The following is a 21,034-nucleotide window of genomic DNA, read 5'->3' on the forward strand; positions in this document are numbered from 1 at the left end:
TCCAGCCTGTTTGCGCTGCAATCTACAGTTATTCGCCGGAAAGTCACATTTCCAATTCGTTGCAGTGACCTAAACAGACCGCCGTAACGGTTCACCCTCAATCAATCATTTTCTGCAGATGAGACGGCCAGACGGCTGCTGTCGAGATTATTTGCGATGAAGTCGTTGTCCACTGCAGCTACGATAGGGCCAGCGACTTCGATCATAGGGGTGCCGTCCCATCCCGCCATCTGATTGCGCCACCAGTTCTTGGCGAAATTGCTGCCGAAATAATACGGGGCCGAATTTTGGATGTGCCGTTTTACGCGTTCACGGGAAGCAAGGCCCACCGCCTCCATCTGAAACATATTATCCCATTGCAGCATGATCGAGACCAAATGGGATTCAACGATCCGGATCTCAGCATCGCTCATATTTTCTGGCGCGCGGATGGATTTGGTCCATGCAGCCGCCGCCGCGGGCGACGCAAGGCTGAGTTCAATTGAAGCAAGTCGGTCGTTTTTCTCCGCCTCCATCGCCGCCCTCGTAAGGGATGCGTTCTGGCGCAATTCGATAATGAGTATAAGCAACCCGATCACGACGCCGATATTCGCGGCGAGTGTCAGCCAACGATTGACGTGTTCGAATTTCTTTTCCGCCGCCATGCTTTTCCTTACAGCCGCGCCACGCCGGAGAGCAGCAATTTGCGCGGGCGATGTCGCATTACTCGACGCCGAGTTTCTTCTTCAAAAGCTCGTTCACCGCTTGCGGGTTCGCCTTGCCGTCGGTCTTCTGCATCACTTGGCCTACAAACCAGCCCATGGTCTTCGGCTTTTCTTTGACCTGCTCGACCTGTTTCGGGTTGGCGGCCATGATCTCGTCGATGACGGCCTCAATCGCGCCTGTGTCGGTGACCTGTTTCAGGCCGCGCTTTTCGACAATCTCCGCAGGCGATCCCGTTTCCTCGCCCTCAAACATCAGCCCAAAGACATCCTTGGCGATCTTGCCGGAGATGGTGTTGTCCTTGATCAGGCCGATCAGCTCACCCAGTTGCGCAGCGGAAACCGGGCTTTCCTCAATTTCCTTGCCCGCCTTGTTGAGCGCGCCGAAGAGATCGCCTGTCACCCAGTTGGACGCGAGCTTGCCGTCGCCACACTTTGCGACTTCTTCAAAATAGGCGGCGCTCGCCTTGTCCGCTGCGAGTACGGAAGCGTCATACGGCGACAGTCCGTAATCGGAAATGAAGCGGTGCTTCTTGGCGTCGGGAAGTTCGGGCAGGCTTGCCTTGATCTCATCGACCCAGGCCTGCTCGAATTCCAGCGGCAATAAATCCGGGTCCGGAAAATAGCGATAGTCATGGGCGTCTTCTTTTGAGCGCATGGTCCGCGTCGTTCCGGACTTCACATCAAAGAGGCGCGTTTCCTGATCGATCTCGCCGCCGCCTTCGAGAACCTCGATCTGGCGGCGCGCTTCATAATCGATCACCTGACGCACATAGCGCAAGGAGTTTACGTTCTTGGTTTCCGTCCGTGTGCCGAGATAGCTGAAGTCGCCGGTCTCGCGGAACTTGTCGTAATTGCCGGCGCGACAGACGGAGACGTTGACGTCGGCGCGCATGGAGCCTTCCTCCATATTGCCGTCGCATGTCCCGAGGTAACGCACGATGGAGCGCAGTTTGGAGAAATAGGCCGCGCCCTCTTCCGCCGTGCGCATCTCCGGCTTGGAGACAATCTCCATCAGCGCGACGCCGGACCGGTTGAGGTCGACATATGACTCCTTCGGCGCGAGATCGTGGATCGACTTGCCGGCGTCCTGCTCCAGATGCAGACGCTCAATCCCTACATTGATAGTCTCGCCACCTTCAAGCTCCACCTCGATCTCGCCCTCGCCGACGATCGGATCTTTATATTGCGAGATCTGATAGCCCTGCGGCAAGTCGGGGTAGAAATAGTTCTTCCGGTCAAAGCGCGACCAGGTGTTGATCTTGGCGTTGAGGCCGAGCCCGGTGCGGATCGCCTGCTCCACGCAATATTTGTTAATGACCGGGAGCATGCCCGGCATGGCGGCGTCGACGAGCGAGACATTCTCGTTCGGGCCCGCGCCATATTCAGCGGAGGACCCGGAAAACAGCTTCGACTTCGAGGAGACCTGCGCATGGACCTCGAGCCCGATCACGACCTCCCAGTCGCCGGTTGACCCTTGCAGCAGTTTTTTCGGCTCCGCGCCCATTGTCGTCCTCGTCGTTCAAAACAGATTTCTGCGGTTTTGCCCGCTGTCTTGGAGACTTGCAAGCCGCCCAGAGCCCTCGAACGGCCTAGCCGGCCTCCGCCCGCTCAATAACCCGCTGGACCGAGCGATGCAGCCGCCGGGGATATTGCAGCTCAAGGTAGTGCGTGCCGCCGGGAATGATCTCGAGCGCGGATCGCTGCTTCGGCAAGACCCGCATCAGCTTTTCGGCGTTGGACTTGGGCACCAGCGCGTCGAAGTCGCCGTGCACGACCTCCACTGGCGCTTCGATCTTCGAGACCTGTTCCAGCAGCGGGCCGATCTGCGCACGCCGCGCCGTGATCTCCTTGCGGACTTTCATCCAGCGGTTCGGCACATAAGGCTCGATGCCGTTAACGCTGCCGATCTTTTCCAGTTGGAGGGCGTAATCATGAGGCTCATCAATCAGCGCGGCTACAGTGACGACGCCTTTCACCGCCTCCGGATGATCGAGCGCGGCTTTCAACGCCAGCTCCCCGCCATAGGAAACACCAAGCGTGATAATCTTCTTGTCGCCGAACTCACCGCCTGGAAGGAACGGCTTCGCCGCCGCCACCTGCTCCTCGAAATCGGTATAGACGCCGCTATGGCCCCGCCCGAAACCGGGGCGCGAGAGCACAACCATGTCGAGCCCGGCGGGCGCGGTGCGCAACAGGCGCGTGAAAAGCAGCTTGTTGCAGGGGCTGCCCGGAAAGACGATCACCCGCCAATCGCCCTCGCCCGGCCGATGAAAGGCGTCGCTCTCAAGCGGCGCCGAGAGCGGCGCAGTGTAGGCGATTTCGCGAAATGACGATCCAAACACGAGGGGTCTGTCCTTTGGGTTGTGACACTCTAACAGCCTCCTGCAATTGCAGGAAAGCGCCTTATCGCCTTGAGGCAGCTCAAACAATCAGGCAAAGTCTAAAGCTATATGGGGGAGTGCATTGGAGATACCAGATGACCAGCGCAGTCCAGACGATCGCCGCCGCTGACGCCGTTTCTCAGCCGCAAGCCGCTAATCTCGCGGAATTGAAAGCCTTTGCGCTCGAGCACCGCAAAGGCGTGTGCTGGCGCACCCTGGTCTTCGGCACGCTGGCGCAGGTGATTATCTTTACGACCACCTATTTCGCGGTCATCGGCGTCGTGCCGCTCTGGGCCGGCTTCCTCATCAATTCCTTCTGGATGATCCAGGGCTACACCCCCGCCCATGAAGGCGTGCACAAAAACATTCATGGCAAGGACAAGCGGTTTCACTGGCTCAACTATTTCTATGGCGTGGTGAATATCGGCTACGGCTTTCATTCCTACACCATGCATGAACACAACCACCGCATTCACCATCAATACGCAAACGATCCCGAGCGCGACCCGGAGCATTTCGTCGCCCGCGCGAAGACATTCCCCGAAGGCGTCTTGCGCTGTTATCTCTATTACTTCACCGCGACGATCCACGGCATCCGCAATGCGAAATATCACCCGCGCCCGACCCGCTATCTGACGCGCATCGCGATTGAACTCGGCGTCGTTTTCGGCGTGCTCGCGATCATCGTCGCCGCCGGTTACGGCTGGCTGGCCCTGTGGCTGTGGGTGTTGCCCGCGCTCAACGCATGGGCGTTCAACGCCTATCGCTTCATCTGGCTGCCGCATTACAAGGTCGCGGATGAACGCGACGACATCAAAGTCTCACGCGTGATGGTGACGGATAAAAGCCTTGGCGGACGCGCCCTCGCCTGGCTCTTTAACTTCCATAATTATCACGAGATCCATCATCTTTATCCTTATGTGCCGTGGCATGCGCTGGAAAAAATTTATGATCGCGGACGCGACGTCCTGGCGCGCGAAGGCATGCGTTCAGATCCGGTGAATTATAAGTGATTATTCTCTTCCCCCGCTTGCGGGGGAAGTACCGGCGAAGCCGGGGATGGGGGCAACTCCCTCCGCATCCTTGCGCTCCTTATTTTTGCAAGGTGTGGGGGCATAGTTCCCTTTCCACATAAATATTCAACTGTTTTGCTAAGCTCTGCCTGTACCAATTCGCGTTTCGCCATACGAATGGGATCACTCGAAATATCGTCGAGTTCGAGCTTAGCCACCTTTTCATTTTGATATTGATATATCGCCTGTATTACGGTCTTGTAGCTTCTGTAATTTCTCAATTCAAACGCAGCAGCAAGTTGGGTAAAAAGGGGCTCGTCACCGGCTGCATTATTATAACGACTTATCAAGTCCATGAATTTTTCGTACTTTTTTTGTCTATAACTTTCACGCTGATTCAAAACATGAACGACTGCAGCCCACGCCAAAGCTGCGAATGGAATTATTAGCCCTGCCCAAGCAATCCAATCTTGCCATGTGGCTGGCGTCATCAACCCCACCACTCTTTCGGGCGTTTATTGGCGCCGGCCGCCTGTTCAAGCGCATACATGCCCTTGAACATGGTCTCTTCGTCGAAGGGTTTCGCGAGCAACTGAAGACCGAGCGGCAGGCCCTGCTTGTCATAGCCCGCGGGCACTGACGCGCCCGGGAGCCCCGCAAGGTTCGCCGTCACGGTGAAGACGTCGTTCAGATACATCTGCACCGGATCGGCAGTTTTCTCGCCGAGGCCGAATGCGGCTGACGGCGCCGACGGCGTCAGAATCAAATCCACCTTTGAAAAGGCATCGGTGAACTCGTCGAAGATTTTCTTCCGCACCTTCTGCGCGCGCAAATAATAGGCGTCGTAATAACCGGCGGAGAGAACATAAGTGCCGATCAGGATGCGGCGCTTCACCTCATCGCCGAACCCTTCGGCGCGGGTGTTCTCATACATCGAGGTGATGTCGGTGAAATCTCTCGAGCGAAGTCCGAATTTAACACCGTCATACCGCGCGAGATTGGATGAGGCTTCCGCCGGCGCGACGATGTAATAAACCGGCAGCGCGTATTTCGTCAGCGGCAGGGAGATGTCGACAATCTCGCAGCCTGCGTCTTTCATCCACGCAATGCCCTGTTGCCAGAGCTTTTCGATTTCCTCCGGCATGCCGTCAATGCGGTATTCTTTCGGTACGCCAATTTTAAGACCCTTCAGGGACTGGCCCAGCACTGCTTCATAATCCGGCACCGGACGATTGATGCAGGTGGAATCTTTCGGGTCGTGGCCCGCCATGGACTTCAACATGATCGCCGCGTCGCGGACATCCTGCGTGATCGGTCCCGCCTGATCGAGCGAGGACGCAAAAGCGACAACGCCCCAGCGCGACACGCGCCCGTAAGTCGGTTTCACGCCGACCGTGTTGGTCAATGACGCAGGCTGACGGATCGACCCGCCCGTATCCGTCGCAGTCGCCGCCGCACAAAGCCGCGCCGCCACTGATGTTGACGATCCGCCGGAAGACCCGCCGGGCGTCAGGGGCGTGTCATCGCCGTCACGACGCCACGGATTGATAACATTGCCGTAGAAACTGGTCTCGTTGGAGGAGCCCATGGCGAATTCATCGAGATTGAGCTTGCCGAGCATCACCGCGCCGTCGCGCCAGAGATGGCTCGTCACTGTCGATTCATAACGCGGATGAAAACCGTCGAGGATATGCGACGCGGCGGTCGTCAGCGTTCCCTCCGTACAGAACAGATCCTTGATGCCCAGCGGCACGCCTTCGAGATCGCCGCCCACGCCCTTGGCGAGTTGCGCATCGGAGGCTTTCGCCATCTCGCGGGCCTTGTCAGCCGTCACAGTAATGAAGGCGTTCAGCGCTTTCGCTTTCTCGATGCGCGACAGATAAGCGTCGGTCGCCTCAAGTGAGGTCACTTCTTTTTTCTTCAGCGCATCGCGAAGTTGCGCGAGAGTAAGGTCAGCGGGGTTTGACATTATTCAACCACCTTCGGCACCACGAAGAAGTGGTCTTCAGTTTTCGGCGCATTGGCGACGACGTTTTCGGGCTGGTGGCCGCCCGTGGGCCCGTCCTGCAACACGTCCTCGCGCATGGGAAGCTGGACATCGACGGTGGAGGCCATGGCCTCGACGCCCTCGACATCGACTTCGTTCAACTGCTCGATCCAGCCCATAATGCCGGAAAGTTCTTTCGCCAGCGGCTCAAGGCGCTCTTCCGGTTCGGCGATGCGCGCCAGCTTGGCGACCTTGCGCACGGTGTCCTTATCGATCGACATGCGGTCTCTCTTGAAATCCTGAAACGACGCCTGTGCCTATCAACGCCCCCGCTCGCGCGCAAGACTTGCCGAGGAGGCGAATAGCCCATCGATGGCCCGGGCGGGCTCGGCCAGCGGGGTCCGGGCGAAATCCTCCACCGCGTCGGCGAAATCCCGGTCGCCGGTTCGCTCGGCCACAAGGTCGTAGAACATGTCCTCGGAATAGCCGTCATCCCCGGCCCGCTCTATGAAAACCCGCCAGAAATCCGCCGTGGTCTCCCCGTCAGCCCGGGAGACTGCAAGCGCAATCACATGGCCGCAGGCGTAAAGCGCGCGGAAATCGCCTCTCGCCTTGGCGCCGTTGAGGGAGCCGGTCTCCAGCTCGCTGGCGCATTCGCGCCGCGCCGCGCGCTCATTGGCGGCGAAGGCGCCGCCGTCCCATTCCCCCAGCGCCACCATCACCTCCGCCGCGATAGCGTCAGCCGCGCCTTCATGAATCCATTCCGGCGCATCCTCGACGCCGGGCCGCGCCGCCGCCTGCCACAGATGCACGGCCTCGTGGATAGTCGCATTCACGAAAATCCCGCGCGCCTTGTCGGACGGCTGCTTCCAGGCGGCGCCTTCCAGCGTGATCTGGAACTGCGCAGGAAGCGCGTCGCCCGCATAGCTGAGCCGGCCTTCGTCCCGGCCCAACGGCGCGGCGAGAAAAAGATTTGGCTTCGTCTCCGGTGAGAACCCGAACAGCGTCGCAAGCTTGTCAAAGCTCGCCGGGACAAGCGTGTTGAACTCATCGACGATCCAGCGCGGGGCGTCAGGGTCGATCAGCGCCATCACATGATCGGTCTCCACCGGATCGAGCGGACCCATATAAACAAAGGCCGGATGCGCCATGGGGCTACGCCAGTCGGAAAGCGCAGGCTCGTTGGCGCCGAACGTCACCACATGGCCGCCCTCAGCCGGGGTGAAATCGAAAGTCGCGTTAACCCGGCCACCCTTCCCGGTCATGGGCCAGAAATGGCCGGTAAAGATCAGCGCCCCGCCCGCGCCGTAGCGCGCCGTCGGCTGATACTCTTTGGGAATGCGCACGAGATCCGGTTTCGCGGTCAGTTCGAGGTCGGAAAACTTCTTGCCGTCCGTGCGGACGATCCGGTCCTCATCCTCAAGCCGCACAAGCTTGAAGCCGGGCGTCGCAATCTCCCAACGCCGCTCGCGATAACCGCCGGCGACGCTTTCAAAGATCATCTCCCGGCGGGGTTTGCGCCATTCATACTGAACAGAAAGCTCAGCCCCGTCCGCCTGACGAATGTAAATGCGCAGATCAGGCGCCGATTTTCCAAAAGGCGCGGCGAAAGCGGCGAGCGACAGCCCCGCCAGCACCGCGAAAAGAACAATCCAACGCATTAACGACCTGACTTGACCAAGCCTGTTACTATGCCCCCATGAACAATGAATTTGAACAGGCCGCCGCCGCCTTTGGCGCGCGGGGCGCACTTTTCGGCCTCGATCTCGGCGAAAAAACCATCGGCGTCGCCGTCTGCGACCCCGACCGCATGGTAGCGACCCCCGTGGAAACCGTCCGCCGCAAGAAATTTACCCTGGATGCAGAGCGCCTCGCGGCGCTGGCTTCTGAACGCAAGATCACCGGGATCATCATCGGCCTGCCGCTGAATATGGACGGGACCGAGGGGCCCAGCGCCCAGCGCGCCCGCGCCTTCGCCCGCAATTTGCCCAAGGCCCTCGATCTTCCCGTCGCCTTCTGGGACGAACGCCTTTCCACCGCCGCCATGGAGCGCGACCTGATCGCCATGGACACGAGCCGGGCGAAACGAGCCGAAAAGATCGACGAAATGGCTGCGACCTTTATACTGCAAGGCGCTATCGACCGCCTGAGGGGGCTTACGAAATGAAAATAAGAACCATGCGCCACCTAATCATGGGTCTTCTGACCGGGACCGGCGTGTTTCACCTCCTTGTTGCCTTTCTGAATGCGGCGCCGGGCCTTGGTTTGCCGCTTGCGGGGTTCGGCTTTCTTTTCGTCGTCATCGGCTTTTTCGTGCGCAACGACACCAATGACGGATCGAAGTCCCATAGCCGCAACGCCATCATCGCAGCGATCGCCGCCTGTTCGGCCGGGCTCATCCTGGGCGGGCGTGCCTATTTCACAAATGGCCATCCGCCGGCGCTGATCTTGATGTTCGCCATCGATATCGCGGTGATTGTGCTCGGCGTTATGTGGCTGTTGAAAGTCGCCGCGAAACGCCGCCGCTGAAAATCAACGTCCGAAACGGCGAGCTAGAGCTGCGGCAATGGATTTTTGACCAGCTCCGGGACAAGCTCGCGACCGAAATAATTGGAGAACCACGCGACGGCGAGCGCCATGCCGAGAATGACAATCCATTGCATGAGCGTGCCGAAGACGCTGGTGGGCTTCGGCGCCAAATCGCGGTTCGCCGGATCGACGAGAGACACAGCGGTTAATAGCGCCAAAACCAGCGCGCCCGGCAGCACCCACCAGAGCGGCCCCTTGATCACGCCCGAATAGACTTCGAGCAGAACGACTGCATAAGCCGTCAATGCCGATAAAATCCTGACGCCAAACATTGCTTCCCCTCCCATGAGGCCGCCCACCCTGATTCATACCCGACCGGGGACGGCGAATCCACTATCGCTTGCGGGCTCAGCATCCGCCGGGAAAACCCCTTATTGCGGATCGCCGCGCAAGGCGCTAATGCTCCGGTTTTAATGACAACATCCGAACGCCCCCAACCGCCCAAAGGCGGGTTTTCAGCGCGCCGCCTGATCGCGATAGACGATCTTTCGGACGCCGATATCCGCTATCTGTTGAAACTGTCCGAATATTACGCGGGCTATCTGCGCCGGGCTGCGCCGCCGCCGAGACGGCTCGCGGGCAAGACCCAGATCAATCTCTTTTTCGAAGACTCAACCCGGACCAATCTTTCCTTCGATCTTGCGGGCAAGAAACTCGGCGCCGATGTGATCAATGTGCCGGTCGCGGCGTCCTCCGTCCACAAGGGCGAGACGATGATCGACACGGCGCAGACCATGGCGGCCATGGGCGCCCATCTGATGATCGTGCGCGCCAAGGAGGAAGACCTCCATTACGCCCTCGACGAGACGCTCTCCTGCGCCATCGTCAATGGCGGCGCCGGCAAGCGCGAACACCCCACACAGGCGCTCCTCGATGCGGCGGCGGTCCGATCCGAGTTCGGCACGCTCGAAGGGCTTACCATTGCGATCTGCGGCGACATCAAACATTCACGCGTCGCTGGCTCCGACGCACGCCTGTTCCAGCGCCTCAACGCCAATATCCGGTTTGTGGGCCCCAAGCATCTCATGCCTTCAGACGATCAGTTCACGGATATTCCCCGCTTCGACAATCTCAAAGACGGGCTCGACGGCGCCGATGTCGCCATGGCGCTCCGCATGCAGTTTGAACGCATGGAAGAAGGCGGACGTGAGGCCGCCCAAGGTTTCTTCGAGGAATTTGGCCTGACCCATGAAAGTCTGAAACTCGCCAAGCCCGGCGCGCGGGTCATGCACCCAGGCCCCATGAACAGGGGTGTTGAGATTTGCGGGAAGCTCGCCGACGATGAGGAATTGTCGCTTATTCTCCGCCAGGTGTTCTACGGCGTCGCCATGCGCATGGCGTGCCTCGATGCGCTGCTGACGCGCGGCGAATAGCCCATTGTTTGAACTCCCCCTTGAGGGGGAACAATGAATGCGGCAAGCTACCCAAAACAAATAAGGCTATGTTGCAACAGCATGACCATCCTCCTTCCTCTCATTCTCGGCTATCTTCTCGGCTCCATTCCGTTTGGGCTCGTGATCACGAAAGCCGCAGGACTCGGTGACATCCGCTCGGTCGGGTCGGGCAATATCGGTGCGACCAATGTGTTGCGCACGGGCCGCAAAGACCTCGCGCTCGCGACGCTGCTGCTCGACGGCGGCAAAGGCGCCATCGCCGTCATCATCGCCTATCTCATGGGCTGGCGGCCTGAGGTTGCAGGCGCCGCGGCGTTTCTCGGCCACTGCTTTCCGGTGTGGCTTGGCTTCAAAGGCGGCAAGGGCGTCGCCACTTTCATGGGCACCTTGTTCGCGCTGCATTTCCCCGCAGGGATATTCGCCGGCGCCACATGGCTCGGCGTCGCCTATATCTTGAAATATTCTTCGCTTTCCGCCCTTGTCGCCGCCGCCGCAACACCGGTCGTTCTTTATACGATGGGCAAACCGTTTTACGCCCTTGCTGCGCTGTTCATGACGCTGCTCATTTTCATCCGGCACAAATCGAACATTGTGCGCCTTCTGGCTGGCGAGGAACCAAAAATCGGCGCGAAAAAGTCAGCAGAAGCCGCCAGTGCTTGACGGCCGGGAACGTCTCGACTGGCTGCAGCTTATCCGCACCCAGAATATCGGCCCGGTCACTTTTCATCGCCTCATCGCAAAATACGAAACCGCCGCCAAAGCGCTCGCCGCCCTGCCCGAGCTGTCGCGCAAGGCCGGACGCGCCCGTCCCTTGAAAGCCGCCGACCGCGATGCGTGCGAACGCGAACTAAAGGAAGCTGAAAAACATGGCGCCCGCCTGATCGCTTCACCTGAAGACGATTACCCGGCGATCTTGAAGACAATCCCCGACCATCCGCCAGTGCTTTATATCCGCGGCCATGCAAGCCTTTTTAAAAAGCCTGCGGTCGCCATCATCGGCGCGCGCAATGCGTCCGGCGTCGGCCGCAAGATCGCCCGCAACCTCGCCGCCGATCTCGGCGAAGCCGGTTATGTGGTGACGTCCGGTCTTGCGCGCGGCATTGACGGCGCCGCCCATGACGCGGCTTTGAAATCCGGCACCATCGCTGTCGTCGCAGGCGGCGTCGATAGCATCTATCCGCCCGAGCATGACGAACTGACCGAACGGATCGCACGCGAGGGCGCAGTCATTTCCGAATGCCCCATGGGCGCGCAGCCAACGGCGCGGGACTTCCCCAAACGCAACCGGCTGATCTCCGGGCTTTCGCGCGGCGTGGTGGTGGTCGAGGCCGCCAAAAAATCGGGCACATTACTCACCGCCAATTTCGCCCTCGATCAGGGACGCGAGGTTTTCGCCGTGCCGGGCTCGCCCCTCGATCCGCGCTGTCAGGGCGCCAACAGGCTGATCCGAGACGGCGCAACGCTGGTGGAAACGGCGCAGGACATTATCGATGGCCTCTCCGCGCAGAGGGGCCTCTCGGCCTCGGGGCGCGATCTCTTTGACTGGGCGGGTGCCGATGGCGGCCAGGACGGTGGCATGGGCGAGCCCGATCCGGCGGCTCTCGTCAAGCTCAGGCGACAAATTCTCGAGCTTCTCAGCTTCACGCCGCTCCACAGGGACGAGATCCTGCGTGAGGCCGACGCCTCGCCCGGTCTGGTCGCCGATATGCTCCTCGATCTGGTTCTGGCGGGCGAAGCGCAAGAGCATAATGGCGGCCGCTTCTCCTTAAATGCAGGTTAAATTTAAGCCTCATCTATCTGATTTTTCTATACATTCTCCCTATCTCACCATATTGGCTTCAGCCAGAATTCAGCGCCGCCGCTACAATCTCCGGTGGAAATCCCTGAGAAAACCATTATCACCCTCTTCCCGGCCTGAAAGCCTGTCAGTGTTGACAGGAGCCATGGGCCCGCCCCATAGGGCGCGCCACGCCAATTTACCCGATGTTCGTTTGGGGGACGCCTCTCCGCATGCAAGTCGTCATTGTTGAATCGCCCTCAAAAGCCAAAACCATCAATAAATATCTGGGGTCCGGTTTTACGGTCCTCGCCTCCTACGGGCATATCCGCGATCTCCCTTCGAAAGACGGGTCGGTCAAACCCGACGAAGATTTCGAGATGGTGTGGGAGCTCGACGCCAAATCGAAAAGCCGGGTCAATGACATCGCCGCCGCCCTCAAGGGCGCGGACAGGCTGGTGCTCGCGACTGACCCTGATCGCGAAGGCGAAGCCATTTCATGGCATCTGCTTGAAACGCTGGCGGCAAAGAAAGCTCTCAAAGGCGTCCGGATCGATCGCGTCGCGTTCAACGCGATCACGAAAAAGGCCGTGCAGGACGCTATGGCGCATCCGCGCGAGATCGACGCCGATCTTGTGGACGCTTATCTCGCCCGGCGCGCGCTCGATTATCTCGTCGGCTTCACCCTGTCGCCTGTCCTGTGGCGCAAGCTGCCGGGCTCGCGCTCGGCCGGACGGGTTCAGTCCGTCGCGTTGCGCATCATTTGCGACCGCGAACTGGAAATCGAAACTTTCATTCCGCAGGAATACTGGACCGTCAAAGCCCAGGCCGTTTCCGGCGATTCCGCGCCGTTTGAAGCGCGTCTGACCCTTCATGACGGTGAAAAGGTTCAAAAGTTCACCCTTGGCGATGAAAAGTCTGCGCTCGCCGCCAAGTCCGCCGTTGAGTCATCGTCATTTACGGTGGATTCAGTTGAGGCCAAACCCGGCAAGCGCAATCCGCCGCCGCCCTTCACAACCTCGACCCTGCAACAGGAAGCCGCACGGAAACTCGGCTTTAATGCGCAACGCACCATGCGCACGGCGCAAAAGCTATATGAAGGCATCGACATTGGCGGCGAGACCACCGGTCTCATCACCTATATGCGGACCGACGGTCTCGACATGGCGCCCGAAGCGATCAGCGATGCGCGCAAGGCCGTCGGATCGCAATTCGGCCAGGACTATGTGCCCGGCAGCCCGCGCATCTATAAATCGAAGTTGAAGAATGCGCAGGAAGCGCACGAATGTATTCGCCCCACCGCCTTCTCACGTTCGCCTGAAAAAATCCGCGGCCTGAGCGACGATGAATTCAAACTCTACGGGCTGATCTGGAAACGCTCCATGGCGAGCCAGATGGAATCGGCGCGGCTCGAAAACACCACCATCGACCTTCTCTCATCGGATAAAAAGACTGGCCTGCGCGCCACAGGCTCTGTCATTCTCTTTGACGGCTTTCTCGCGCTTTACGAAGAAGGCAAGGACGACGCGGAATCAGAAGATGGCGGTGGCGTTTTGCCGAAGCTTTCCCAGGGCGCCAAGGCGGATGTTTCCGATGTTGCGGCGGATCAGCATTTCACCCAGCCGCCGCCGCGCTTTTCCGAAGCAAGTCTTGTAAAACGCCTCGAAGAACTCGGCATCGGGCGTCCGTCGACCTATGCGTCAATCCTCTCCACATTGCGCGATCGCGGCTATGTGACGATGGACAAGAACCGCTTCATTCCGGATTCCAAAGGCCGAATCGTCACGGCGTTTCTCGAAAACTATTTCAAGAAATATGTGGAATATGATTTCACGGCGGACCTTGAAGAAACCCTCGATGAAATTTCCGCCGGCAAAGCGGAATGGAAAGTCTTTCTCCGCAACTTCTGGACCGAGTTTCACGCCGCCGTCGAGGACATTGGCGAGCTGCGCATTTCCGAAGTGCTGGACGCTCTCAACGAGTCTCTCGGGCCGCTGATCTTCCCCAAGAAAGAAGACGGCTCCGACCCGCGCGCTTGCGCGACATGCGCTGAAGAGGGCCGTGCCGACGGCCGGCTTTCCTTGAAGACGGGCAAGTTCGGCGCCTTTATCGGCTGCTCAAATTATCCCGATTGCAAATACACCCGCCAGCTTTCCGCCCTTGGCGAAGGCGAAGACGGAACAGAGTCCGGCGACAAGCTGCTCGGCAAAGATCCCGAAACCGGGATGGATGTCTGGCTCAAGGTCGGACGCTTTGGTCCCTATTTCCAGCTTGGCGAGCAGGAAAAAGGGTCGAAGGAAAAGCCCAAGCGCTCCAGCCTGCCCAAGACCTGGTCGGTCAATGACGCCGATCTTGAAAAAGCGCTGATGATGCTGTCCCTGCCCCGCGAGGTTGGCCCGCATCCGGAAGACGGCGAGATGATCGAGGCCGGGCTCGGCCGTTACGGTCCGTTCGTGAAACACGGCAAGACCTACGCAAATCTGCAAAGCATCGACGAAGTTTTTGAAGTCGGCCTCAATCGCGCCGTGACGCTGATCGCTGAAAAAATCGCCAATCCGCGCGCGGGCCGCGGTCAGGCCGCCAAGCCGCTAAAAGAACTCGGCGCGCATCCGGAAACCGGCGATCCGGTCAATGTCATGAACGGCCGTTACGGGCCCTATGTGAAGCACCAGAAAACCAACGCTACGATCCCCGGCGGGACCGAGCCGGAAAGCATCACGCTGGAGCAAGCGCTTGAACTGATCGTCGCCAGAGAAAAGAAACCGGCGAAAAAGAAGAAGGCCACAAAAAAGAAAGCCACGAAGAAAAAGGCGACAAAGAAGGCCGCTACAAAAAAAGCGCCCGCCAAAAAGGCGCCAAAGAAAACCGCAGCCAAAAAGAAAACAGCGAAGAAAAAAACAGCGGAATAAGCCCGTCCCCTGCGTCTTGTGCTGAATTTTCAGGTCGCCAGATCCGCCAATCCGTATCCATGAATTTGAGGCGTTATGCGCGGCGCCCAAATAAAGGAAGACGGCGAGTTGCCGATCTTCACGCACGGCCTGTCTAGTTAAATGCCAGCTAAAACCCAGCCAAAACATTGCCTTCCGGCGGCAACGGGATATGCCGCCGGAAGTCGCCCGAAAACCCTTGCGGATTTGTCGGCGCTTCTTAACGCTCTCGTATCTTTCGCGCTTTTAATCTGCGGCGGCGCATCTTGCGCCTTTCCCCGGATGTGAAAGACTAAGCGAATGTTTCGGGCCGCAGCATTATTTGTTCTCCTCAGTTTCATCGCCGCCTGCGCGTCGGCGCCGTCCTCACGCCCAAGCGACCGCGACTTTTCCTCGCTCAGCCTCTGCCCCGGCGTTGTCATTTCCAACGCGCCGGCGACAGGCGGCGACATGCGGATCGCCAATTACGATCCTCAGGCGACAGTGAACGGCGCAAGCCTCTGGCGCGCGCCGGTCGATGCCTGTGTGTCATCAGGCTTCGGGCCGCGCCGCGGCGGCGCCGGGTCGTTTCATCATGGCGTTGATCTATACACGGGCCGCCCGGCGCCGGTTTTTGCAGGCGGCGAAGGCGTTATTGAAGCTGTCGAGACCATTCGCGGTTATGGAAAGACAGTCATGATCCGACATGGTCGCGGCGTAGAGACACGCTATGCGCATCTTTCCGCCTACGCCCCGGGCCTGAAACGCAGCAAACGCGTTTCTAAAGGCGAGTTAATCGGCCGCACGGGCGACACCGGCAATGCGACAGCCATTCACCTCCATTACGAAATTCTCGTGGACGGACGCCGCCATAACCCCCTCACGGTGGGCAATTAGCACCAGCTGGTATAACAGCGTTCGCGCTCAGCGCCGAACCGTGCTATCCGGCCATCAAGACGACAAGATGAAAGCAGACATTGGCCAAGCGCACAAAATCCAAATCCGGACCGAATAAGACCGGTCTTCCTTCCAAAAAAGACATCATCGCCTACCTCAAAGACGCCGACAGCGAGGTCGCGCGCCGCGACATCGCGCGCGCCTTTGGCGTAAAGGGTGAAGCGCGGGCCGATTTGCGCCGGATTTTGAAAGAGCTGGACGAAGAAGGCGCCATCAACCTCAAAGGCGGCAAGCGTATAGAGCGAGCCGACGCCCTGCCCTCTGTGGCGCCGATTGACGTCATGTCCGTAGATGAGGACGGCGACCTGTTGTGCATGCCGGCGAACTGGCGCGGCGAAACGGAGCCGCCGCTGATCCGTCTTTCCGCCCGCCGCGCCGCCAAGGTGAAACCATCTCCAGGCGTCGGCGACCGCTTGCTGGCGAAACTCTTTCCGGCGGGCGATGACGGCTATGACGCCGACATCATCAAGGCCATCGGCAAAGGCGCGCATCGTTTTCTCGCGGTCTTTTACAAAAAGCGCCGGGGCGGCGTCGCCGAACCGGTGGAACGGCGGGTGCGCGACAACTTCACAATCGACGAGGGCGATGAGGGCGGCGCCAAGGACGGCGACCTTGTCTGGATCGAAACCAAAAACGCCCGCGGCTACGGACCGAAAAAAGCGCGGGTGCGCTCCGTCACCGGCCATATTGACGACAAGCACGCCTACTCCACCATCGCGCTCGCCAATCACGGCATCCCCACGGACTTTCCCGCCGCCGTGCTCGCCGAAGCGGAAAAAGCGAAACTGCCGCCGCTGGGCGATCGCACGGATCTGCGCGAGACGCCGCTGATCACCATCGACCCGGCGGACGCGAAAGACCATGACGACGCCGTCTTCGCGCAAGCGGACGACGATCCGGATAATCCCGGCGGCTTCCGCGTCATTGTCGCCATCGCCGATGTGAGCTGGTTCGTGAAGCCGGACTCAGAACTCGATAAAGAAGCCTTGAAACGCGGCAACTCAACCTATCTGCCCGATCGCGTGGTTCCCATGCTGCCGGAGCGGTTGTCGAACGATCTGTGTTCGCTGCGCGCCGATGAAGACCGCCCCTGCCTCGCGGTCGAAATGGTCATCACTTCGGGCGGAGTCAAAAAGAGCCATCGCTTCATGCGCGCGCTCATGCGTTCTCACGCAAAACTCGCTTATGAAGAAGCGCAGGAAATCAGCGACGGCGGGCCCGCCTCAGCGCAGATCAAAAGCGTTGTGACAAATCTCTATGACGCCTTCCATGCGCGCATGAAGGAGCGCGAAAAACGCGCGCCGCTCGATCTCGACCTGCCCGAGCGCAAAATCATCCTCGACGATAATGGCGATGTTGCAAAAGTCATCAAGCGCGAACGCTTCGATGCGCACCGTGTGATCGAAGAATTCATGATCCTCGCCAATGTCGCAGCCGCCGAGGCGCTGGAACGCGCAAAGACGGCGCTGATCTATCGCGTCCACGACACGCCGGACCCGGAAAAACTCGAAACCGTGCGGGACTATCTAGGCACGCTCGATTATTCGCTGTCAAAAGGCGCGATCCGCCCCGCCAATTTCAACCAGCTTTTGAAACTCGCTGGCGAGCGCGATCAAAAAGAGATGGTCTCCGAAGTCGTGCTGCGGTCGCAGCGGCAGGCGATTTACGACACCGAGAATGTCGGCCATTTCGGGCTCAATCTCGGCCGTTATGCGCATTTCACCTCGCCAATCCGCCGCTATGCGGACCTCACGGTGCACCGCGCGCTTGTGAAAGCTTTCAGACTTGGCGCAAACGGCCAGACGGAAAAGGAAGCCAAGGCGCTGTCCAAGGTCGCCGAAGACATTTCCGATCTCGAACGCCGATCCATCGCGGCCGAACGCGAGTCCAATGACCGCTATCTTGCGGGCTACCTCGAAAACAAGGTCGGGGTGGAGTTCGATGCGCGCATCCGCGGCGTCACCAAATTCGGGCTCTTTGTCATGCTCGACGAGACTGGCGCGGACGGTTTCATCCCTATGCGCTCCATCGGCTCGGAGCGGTTTACGTTCGAAGAAAAGGAACATTGCGTCACCGGCGATTCCACTGGCGGCGTTTTCCGCCTCGGCCAACCGGTCAAGGTCAAGCTCGCAGAGGCGGCGCCCCTGACGGGCGGGCTTCGCTTTGAAATGCTGTCCGATCCCCTGCCCGGATCGCCAAAACGCAAAGGACGCGGCGGCGCCCCCTCAAAACCGGGCTATGGCAAAAAGGCCAAGACCAAAAAGCGGGCGCCGTCCAGGGGCAAATCCGACAAGACAGCAAAGAAGAAAAAGCGCAGCAAGGCGAACGCCAAACCGCGGCGAAGCTAAGCCCCTACTTCTCGTGCTTCACGGGCTCTGCTTCTTCGAGGCCCCAGACCTTCAAGGCAAAGGCGTAAAGATGCGCACGCTCGTCAAGGCGTTCGAACCGCGCGGCTGAGCCGCCATGGCCCGCGCCCATATTCATGCGCAACACAAATGGTCCGCCCGTCGCCTCATCGCGCAGGCGCGCGATCCATTTCGCCGGCTCCCAATAGGTGACGCGGTAATCAGCAAGCCCGCCTGTCGCCATGATCGGCGGATAGTCCGTATGCTGGATATTGTCGTAAGGCGAATAGGCGGCGATCCATCCATACGCCTCGGCGCTGTCGACGGGATTGCCCCACTCCTCCCATTCAGGCGGCGTCAGCGGCAGCTCCGCATCTGAGATGGTGTTGACGACATCGACAAACGGGACAGCCGCGATAACGCCGCCATAAAGATCGGGCCGTAAATTCAAGGCGGCCCCGACCAGGAGCCCGCCCGCGCTGCCGCCATAACTCACGATCCGGCCCGGCGAGGCGTAGCCGCCTTTGATCAACGTCTCCGCCGCGGCGTTGAAGTCGGTGAAAGTGTTCATCTTCTTGCCAAGCATGCCGTCAAGATACCATTGCCGGCCCTTGTCGGCGCCGCCGCGAATATGGGCGATAGCGTAAACGGCGCCGCGATCCACCAGCGGCAGGATGTTGGTGGAAAAGGACGCGGGCGTCGACAACCCATAGGAGCCATAGCCATAGAGCAAGGCCGGCGCCGAGCCGTCTTTTGGCGTTGTTTTAAGGCGCAGGATCGTCACCGGAATTTTGGCGCCGCCTTCGCCGTCCGCCTCAATCCGCTCCACCACATAGAGCGCGGCGTCATGACCGCTCGGCACTTCCTGTGTTTTCAAAAGCGTTCGCTTACGCGACGCCATGGCATAGTCAAAAGTTTGCTCCGGCGTCGATGGCGATTCATAAGTGAAACGGATGACGCTGGTGTCATACTCAAAGCCGGCATGCATCCCGAGCGCGTAAGCCGCCTCATCGAACGATACGACATGCTCATCGCCGTCATAAGTCGAAATGACAAGGCGCGGCAGAGCGTTTTCACGCTCCACCCGGACAAGATAGTCTTTGAACGCCGTAAAGGTAACGATCTGGCTGCCCGGTTTGTGCGCCAGCCAGTCTTTCCAGTTTTCCTTACCCGGCGCAGAGACAGGCGCGGTGACGATCTTGTAATCGACGGCGCCGTCGTCATTGGTCTGGATGAAGAACTGATCGCCGTGATGGTCCACATCGTAGAGCACATTGGGCTCGCGCGGCGCGATCAATTGTAACGCGTCATCCGGCGCATCGGCCCGCACGAACCGCGTTTCCCCGGTGACGTGGTTGCTGGAGGAAATGAAAATATACTCGCCGCTCTGGCTTTTATGGACGCCGATAAAATAAGCGTCATCTGTCTCTTCATAGACAAGCCGGTCATTCGCAGGGTCGTCCCCGAGCCGGTGGAGCTTCACCCATTTCGAACGCTGATTGTCGTCCCGCTCCACATAGAAGAAACTTTTCGAATCGGCGGCCCAGACCGCGCCAGAACCATCTGCGCTTTCGATAAGGTCGGGCAATTCGTCACCCGTAGCCATATCCCTGATGCGGATGGTGTAATATTCAGAGCCCAGCCGATCCGTCGCAATTGCCGCGAGTTTGTGATCAGGGCTGTGGGCGACATCTCCGATTGAGAAAAATTCCGACTGGCCCCGCTCCGCATCGCCGTCATAGATGATCTGTTCTGCGCCACCCGCAATTTTTTCGCGCAGGAATACAGGATACTCGCCGCCGTCGCGGAATTTCGTCCAGTATTTCCAGTCGCCGTCTTTCGCCGGCACATCGCTGTCATCTTCCTTGATGCGCCCGCGCATTTCCGCAAAAAGCTTTTTGCGCAACGGCTCAAGGTCGTCCGTCACCGCAGCGTAATAGGCGTTCTCCGCATCCAGCACCTCGCGAATATCGCTCGTGAGTTTTGATGGATCGCGCAACACCTCCTGCCAAGCGCTGTCACGCAACCAGGCGTAATTATCGACGCGCGTCTCGCCATGCTGCGTAGTCTCGACAGGACGTTTTTCAATCGCGGGCGCATCAATCTTGCGCGCTTCGGCGAAGGGATCGCGCTGGGTCATAGGGTTCTCTTTTTACCTGAGCCGCCGCCAAAAGGGGCCTTGATCCAGCCAGACTTAATACGCTTGCCAGGTCAGAGGCAATCTATTCATATCCTTGTTTTTCATGCATTTTCCTTGTCGCCTTACAGTAACGCATGAGGCCTCCGCCATAACAATCAGGTGAGACCGGCAAATCCCCTCTGGCGTATCAGCGCGCCCAGACGCATATGGTCGTCAAGAAGGAGGACCCTCCCATGAAAAAATTTCTTTCCGCCCTCACCGCGTGCGCCCTTGTCAGCGCCGCCGCTTGCGCAGAGGACGCCCCGGATAAGGATCATTCCATCAATGCGAGTGCAAGCGCCGTTTTCGCGGGCGGTTGTTTCTGGTGCATGGAATCAGATTTTGAAAAACTCGACGGCGTCGGCGACGTGGTCTCCGGCTATGCAGGCGGTCTGAAACAGAACCCGACTTACAAGGACCATGAAGGTCATCGCGAAGTTGTGCGCGTACCTTACGATCCATCGATCGTCACCTATCGCGAGCTGGTTGATTACTTCTTCCGGCATGTGGACCCGCTCGATGACGGCGGACAATTTTGCGACCGCGGACACGCCTATACGACAGCGGTTTTTTACGCCAACGCCGATGAGTATGACGCCGCCCTTGCCTCCAAGGAAGAAGCGGCCGCAGAGCTTGGCGAAGAGGTCGTGACGCCGCTTGTCGAGTTCACGCAATTCTGGGATGCGGAAGATTATCATCAGGATTATTACAAGAAAAACCCTGTGCGTTATAAATTCTACCGCACCAGTTGCGGGCGCGACCGCCGCGTCAACAAAGTCTGGGGCAGTCATTCATAAAACAA

Annotated in this window: 19 protein-coding genes; 10 read left to right on the forward strand and 9 right to left on the reverse strand. The window is 59.2% G+C overall.

What is annotated here, in order from left to right; genetic code table 11:
* Positions 1–101: 101 nt before the first annotated feature.
* The 3 genes from ACFOOP_RS16470 to ACFOOP_RS16480 form a co-directional block, all read right to left on the reverse strand.
* On the reverse strand, positions 102–644 hold the full coding sequence (locus ACFOOP_RS16470) for a hypothetical protein (protein ID WP_379882231.1): 543 nt from the start codon (positions 642–644) through the stop codon (positions 102–104).
* Positions 645–702: 58 nt separating this feature from the next.
* Positions 703–2,208, reverse strand: a complete 1,506-nt coding sequence (gene gatB / locus ACFOOP_RS16475) for an Asp-tRNA(Asn)/Glu-tRNA(Gln) amidotransferase subunit GatB (RefSeq protein ID WP_379882232.1) — start codon at positions 2,206–2,208, stop codon at positions 703–705.
* Positions 2,209–2,293: 85 nt separating this feature from the next.
* A complete protein-coding gene (locus ACFOOP_RS16480; protein ID WP_379882233.1) occupies positions 2,294–3,046 on the reverse strand; it encodes an alpha/beta fold hydrolase in 753 nt (250 codons plus the stop codon).
* Between the two features lie 134 nt (positions 3,047–3,180).
* Here ACFOOP_RS16480 and ACFOOP_RS16485 point away from each other — a divergent pair, with 134 nt between their 5' ends.
* Positions 3,181–4,098 (forward strand): fatty acid desaturase, encoded by a 918-nt coding sequence (locus tag ACFOOP_RS16485; protein ID WP_379882234.1) that lies wholly within the window; start codon positions 3,181–3,183, stop codon positions 4,096–4,098.
* Here the strand turns inward: ACFOOP_RS16485 and ACFOOP_RS16490 are convergent.
* The 4 genes from ACFOOP_RS16490 to ACFOOP_RS16505 are packed head-to-tail and all read right to left on the reverse strand — an operon-like array spanning position 4,089 to position 7,746.
* Positions 4,089–4,589: a hypothetical protein gene (locus ACFOOP_RS16490; RefSeq protein WP_379882235.1), complete on the reverse strand. Its 501-nt coding sequence runs from the start codon at positions 4,587–4,589 to the stop codon at positions 4,089–4,091. The two genes, ACFOOP_RS16485 and ACFOOP_RS16490, sit on opposite strands and share 10 nt — an antisense overlap.
* Positions 4,589–6,067, reverse strand: coding sequence for an Asp-tRNA(Asn)/Glu-tRNA(Gln) amidotransferase subunit GatA (gatA, locus tag ACFOOP_RS16495; RefSeq protein ID WP_379882236.1), 1,479 nt, complete (start codon positions 6,065–6,067; stop codon positions 4,589–4,591). Before gatA ends, ACFOOP_RS16490 begins: the two co-directional genes overlap by 1 nt.
* Positions 6,067–6,366: an Asp-tRNA(Asn)/Glu-tRNA(Gln) amidotransferase subunit GatC gene (gene gatC, locus ACFOOP_RS16500; protein ID WP_379882237.1), complete on the reverse strand. Its 300-nt coding sequence runs from the start codon at positions 6,364–6,366 to the stop codon at positions 6,067–6,069. The genes gatA and gatC overlap by 1 nt, the downstream gene beginning before the upstream one ends.
* A 39-nt stretch (positions 6,367–6,405) precedes the next feature.
* Positions 6,406–7,746 (reverse strand): hypothetical protein, encoded by a 1,341-nt coding sequence (locus ACFOOP_RS16505; RefSeq protein WP_379882238.1) that lies wholly within the window; start codon positions 7,744–7,746, stop codon positions 6,406–6,408.
* A gap of 38 nt (positions 7,747–7,784) precedes the next feature.
* On the opposite strand from ACFOOP_RS16505, the gene ruvX reads away from it, so the two are divergent.
* Together ruvX and ACFOOP_RS16515 are read left to right on the forward strand one after the other, a co-directional pair.
* Positions 7,785–8,252 (forward strand): Holliday junction resolvase RuvX, encoded by a 468-nt coding sequence (gene ruvX / locus ACFOOP_RS16510; protein WP_379882239.1) that lies wholly within the window; start codon positions 7,785–7,787, stop codon positions 8,250–8,252.
* Positions 8,249–8,614, forward strand: coding sequence for a hypothetical protein (locus ACFOOP_RS16515; protein WP_379882240.1), 366 nt, complete (start codon positions 8,249–8,251; stop codon positions 8,612–8,614). Before ruvX ends, ACFOOP_RS16515 begins: the two co-directional genes overlap by 4 nt.
* A gap of 23 nt (positions 8,615–8,637) precedes the next feature.
* Here ACFOOP_RS16515 and ACFOOP_RS16520 read toward each other — a convergent pair whose 3' ends face one another.
* On the reverse strand, positions 8,638–8,946 hold the full coding sequence (locus ACFOOP_RS16520; protein ID WP_379882241.1) for a hypothetical protein: 309 nt from the start codon (positions 8,944–8,946) through the stop codon (positions 8,638–8,640).
* Between the two features lie 141 nt (positions 8,947–9,087).
* On the opposite strand from ACFOOP_RS16520, the gene ACFOOP_RS16525 reads away from it, so the two are divergent.
* The 6 genes from ACFOOP_RS16525 (at position 9,088) to rnr (ending at position 18,056) form a co-directional block, all read left to right on the forward strand.
* Complete coding sequence (locus ACFOOP_RS16525) at positions 9,088–10,047, forward strand: aspartate carbamoyltransferase catalytic subunit (protein ID WP_379882242.1); 960 nt, start codon at positions 9,088–9,090, stop codon at positions 10,045–10,047.
* 81 nt (positions 10,048–10,128) lie between these two features.
* A complete protein-coding gene (gene plsY / locus ACFOOP_RS16530) occupies positions 10,129–10,728 on the forward strand; it encodes a glycerol-3-phosphate 1-O-acyltransferase PlsY (protein WP_379882243.1) in 600 nt (199 codons plus the stop codon).
* A complete protein-coding gene (gene dprA / locus ACFOOP_RS16535) occupies positions 10,721–11,848 on the forward strand; it encodes a DNA-processing protein DprA (RefSeq protein ID WP_379882244.1) in 1,128 nt (375 codons plus the stop codon). Before plsY ends, dprA begins: the two co-directional genes overlap by 8 nt.
* A 230-nt stretch (positions 11,849–12,078) precedes the next feature.
* Positions 12,079–14,754 carry a type I DNA topoisomerase gene (gene topA / locus ACFOOP_RS16540; protein ID WP_379882245.1) on the forward strand — a complete coding sequence of 892 codons (2,676 nt, stop codon included), beginning with the start codon at positions 12,079–12,081 and terminating at the stop codon, positions 14,752–14,754.
* Positions 14,755–15,072: 318 nt separating this feature from the next.
* Entirely contained in the window at positions 15,073–15,648 is a 576-nt protein-coding gene (locus tag ACFOOP_RS16545) for a M23 family metallopeptidase (RefSeq protein ID WP_379882246.1), read from the forward strand.
* 80 nt (positions 15,649–15,728) lie between these two features.
* On the forward strand, positions 15,729–18,056 hold the full coding sequence (rnr, locus tag ACFOOP_RS16550; protein WP_379882247.1) for a ribonuclease R: 2,328 nt from the start codon (positions 15,729–15,731) through the stop codon (positions 18,054–18,056).
* 4 nt (positions 18,057–18,060) lie between these two features.
* On the opposite strand, the gene ACFOOP_RS16555 is transcribed toward rnr, so the two are convergent.
* Positions 18,061–20,193: a S9 family peptidase gene (locus ACFOOP_RS16555; RefSeq protein WP_379882248.1), complete on the reverse strand. Its 2,133-nt coding sequence runs from the start codon at positions 20,191–20,193 to the stop codon at positions 18,061–18,063.
* Between the two features lie 233 nt (positions 20,194–20,426).
* Between ACFOOP_RS16555 and msrA the strand changes: the two genes are divergently transcribed.
* The gene (gene msrA / locus ACFOOP_RS16560; RefSeq protein WP_379882249.1) at positions 20,427–21,029 is read left to right on the forward strand and encodes a peptide-methionine (S)-S-oxide reductase MsrA; all 603 of its coding nucleotides are present in this window, start codon (positions 20,427–20,429) and stop codon (positions 21,027–21,029) included.
* Positions 21,030–21,034 lie beyond the last annotated feature (5 nt).

The sequence above is a fragment of the Hyphococcus aureus genome, from assembly GCF_042643165.1.
In the GTDB taxonomy this organism is placed as follows: domain Bacteria; phylum Pseudomonadota; class Alphaproteobacteria; order Caulobacterales; family Parvularculaceae; genus Hyphococcus; species Hyphococcus aureus.

Bases quoted from the DNA above. Each gene is read 5' to 3' on its own strand.
- ACFOOP_RS16520 (WP_379882241.1), bottom strand. From the start codon at position 8,946: ATGTTTGGCGTCAGGATTTTATCGGCATTGACGGCTTATGCAGTCGTT.
- ACFOOP_RS16545 (WP_379882246.1), top strand. From the start codon at position 15,073: ATGTTTCGGGCCGCAGCATTATTTGTTCTCCTCAGTTTCATCGCCGCC.
- ACFOOP_RS16555 (WP_379882248.1), bottom strand. From the start codon at position 20,193: ATGACCCAGCGCGATCCCTTCGCCGAAGCGCGCAAGATTGATGCGCCC.
- plsY (WP_379882243.1), top strand. From the start codon at position 10,129: ATGACCATCCTCCTTCCTCTCATTCTCGGCTATCTTCTCGGCTCCATT.
- ruvX (WP_379882239.1), top strand. From the start codon at position 7,785: ATGAACAATGAATTTGAACAGGCCGCCGCCGCCTTTGGCGCGCGGGGC.
- ACFOOP_RS16505 (WP_379882238.1), bottom strand. From the start codon at position 7,746: ATGCGTTGGATTGTTCTTTTCGCGGTGCTGGCGGGGCTGTCGCTCGCC.
- gatA (WP_379882236.1), bottom strand. From the start codon at position 6,067: ATGTCAAACCCCGCTGACCTTACTCTCGCGCAACTTCGCGATGCGCTG.
- gatB (WP_379882232.1), bottom strand. From the start codon at position 2,208: ATGGGCGCGGAGCCGAAAAAACTGCTGCAAGGGTCAACCGGCGACTGG.
- ACFOOP_RS16515 (WP_379882240.1), top strand. From the start codon at position 8,249: ATGAAAATAAGAACCATGCGCCACCTAATCATGGGTCTTCTGACCGGG.
- msrA (WP_379882249.1), top strand. From the start codon at position 20,427: ATGAAAAAATTTCTTTCCGCCCTCACCGCGTGCGCCCTTGTCAGCGCC.
- ACFOOP_RS16485 (WP_379882234.1), top strand. From the start codon at position 3,181: ATGACCAGCGCAGTCCAGACGATCGCCGCCGCTGACGCCGTTTCTCAG.
- ACFOOP_RS16470 (WP_379882231.1), bottom strand. From the start codon at position 644: ATGGCGGCGGAAAAGAAATTCGAACACGTCAATCGTTGGCTGACACTC.
- gatC (WP_379882237.1), bottom strand. From the start codon at position 6,366: ATGTCGATCGATAAGGACACCGTGCGCAAGGTCGCCAAGCTGGCGCGC.
- topA (WP_379882245.1), top strand. From the start codon at position 12,079: ATGCAAGTCGTCATTGTTGAATCGCCCTCAAAAGCCAAAACCATCAAT.
- ACFOOP_RS16525 (WP_379882242.1), top strand. From the start codon at position 9,088: ATGACAACATCCGAACGCCCCCAACCGCCCAAAGGCGGGTTTTCAGCG.
- ACFOOP_RS16490 (WP_379882235.1), bottom strand. From the start codon at position 4,589: ATGACGCCAGCCACATGGCAAGATTGGATTGCTTGGGCAGGGCTAATA.